Below are 1,458 nucleotides of genomic sequence, written 5' to 3' on the forward strand. Positions count from 1 at the left end.
TCAATGCTATTAAGTTAAGGATTCATCAAATAGCATCTCGTTGATTTTTAGTTACTTTATGCTTTTTGGTGATTCGTTTTGTTTTATTTCTATGATTAGATCTATTGGGCTTAATGGGGACAAGGTGTTTTTTAAAGAGTTCTTTTATTTCATTGAATGCTACTTCCAAATCAGTAGTGTGATTGGACAAAAACAAGTTTAGAATTCTATTTTTAAGGAATCCGTAGCTCAAATTAGTATTTACTTTGTATTCCCATTTTCTCGCTTTGGCCTCTATATTGATTTCTTCTTTTAAATCATTCACAATTAGTGATTGTATATTACTGACCAGTATAGCTGTATGGAAATCTTGTTGAATAGCTCTATTAGAATATCCTGTAAAGTGCTCTGCCTTTAATTTGTTTTTCAGTTCATCATAATAGGTTTCTACTTTCCATCGTTTAAAGTAGAGCGCTTTAAATTGTTTGGATGGGTATTTTTTCACATCCAACAAGGAGGTAGCGATAACTTCTATTTCTCCCTTTGGTAATTCCACTCGAACAAGCCTTATTTTTATTGGACTGATATCTACAATGCCTCTTTCTCTTTTATAAAGGGGTCTTCCTAAAGTTATTTCAACAGTTTGGGTGTTTTTGTTTGAAGCTATAAAGGATTTTACGATATTCAAATCTGCTTTAGCCCTAATAATAAAATCTATACCAGCATTAACATGCTCCTTAATAAATTCATAGGAATAATATCCTCTATCATAAATGATCAGATCTGATGATCCGATTTTCCCTAGATGTTTTAAAGCTAGTTCTCTTTCTGAGCTAGAGCGTGGAGCCAAATCAGCATCCAGAGCCAATTGGTTTAAAACATCATAAAGGACAGATACTCTACCTTGAACAGCAGTATCCCCTGTCTGATTTTTTGCTTTTCCATAGATACGGTGTGTTTCTCTTGTTGATGGCAAATTCATTGTAGAACCATCTACAGCTAAAAGTCTGAACCCATTCCAAAGCTTTACTACTAAATCATTGTCAGAGTAAAACTCATCTACTAATACTGATGATAATGAGATGAAAACTTCTGCTTTTATTTTCTTACGTGACTGTACATAAGCACTACTAGAAAAAGGCTTCAAAGAAAAGGATTGCTCCCTATGGGATTTTAAGTGGTTAACAAAACCATCTATTTCAATAGATAGGCTCTTTTTTATTAAATTCAACATAAAAATAATAGTGCAGGGAAATGTTAATTTTCTTTGTCGTGTAAAATCTTGTTTATTCACTTTAAAAGCGTCTTGGTAGGATTTACTGAAAATTTTTGTTGTCATTATTTTTATAATAAATACAGCCGTTTTTTTTGCATCTTATATCTATCTGATTATTAAATAAATATACGAAAATACAACTAGAAAAACAAACATAAACAACTGTAAACCAATTATTTACAACACTAACTTAATAGCATTGA

Annotated in this window: 1 protein-coding gene; it reads right to left on the reverse strand. The window is 31.4% G+C overall.

The features are described 5' to 3' along the window. Positions 1 to 25 precede the first annotated feature (25 nt). Positions 26 to 1,318 (reverse strand): IS4 family transposase, encoded by a 1,293-nt coding sequence (locus EM932_RS20615; RefSeq protein ID WP_135879095.1) that lies wholly within the window; start codon positions 1,316 to 1,318, stop codon positions 26 to 28. Between the last annotated feature and the right edge of the window lie 140 nt (positions 1,319 to 1,458).

This window comes from Flavivirga rizhaonensis (assembly GCF_004791695.1).
GTDB classification, from domain to species: domain Bacteria; phylum Bacteroidota; class Bacteroidia; order Flavobacteriales; family Flavobacteriaceae; genus Flavivirga; species Flavivirga rizhaonensis.

Bases quoted from the DNA above. Each gene is read 5' to 3' on its own strand.
- EM932_RS20615 (WP_135879095.1), bottom strand. From the start codon at position 1,318: ATGACAACAAAAATTTTCAGTAAATCCTACCAAGACGCTTTTAAAGTG.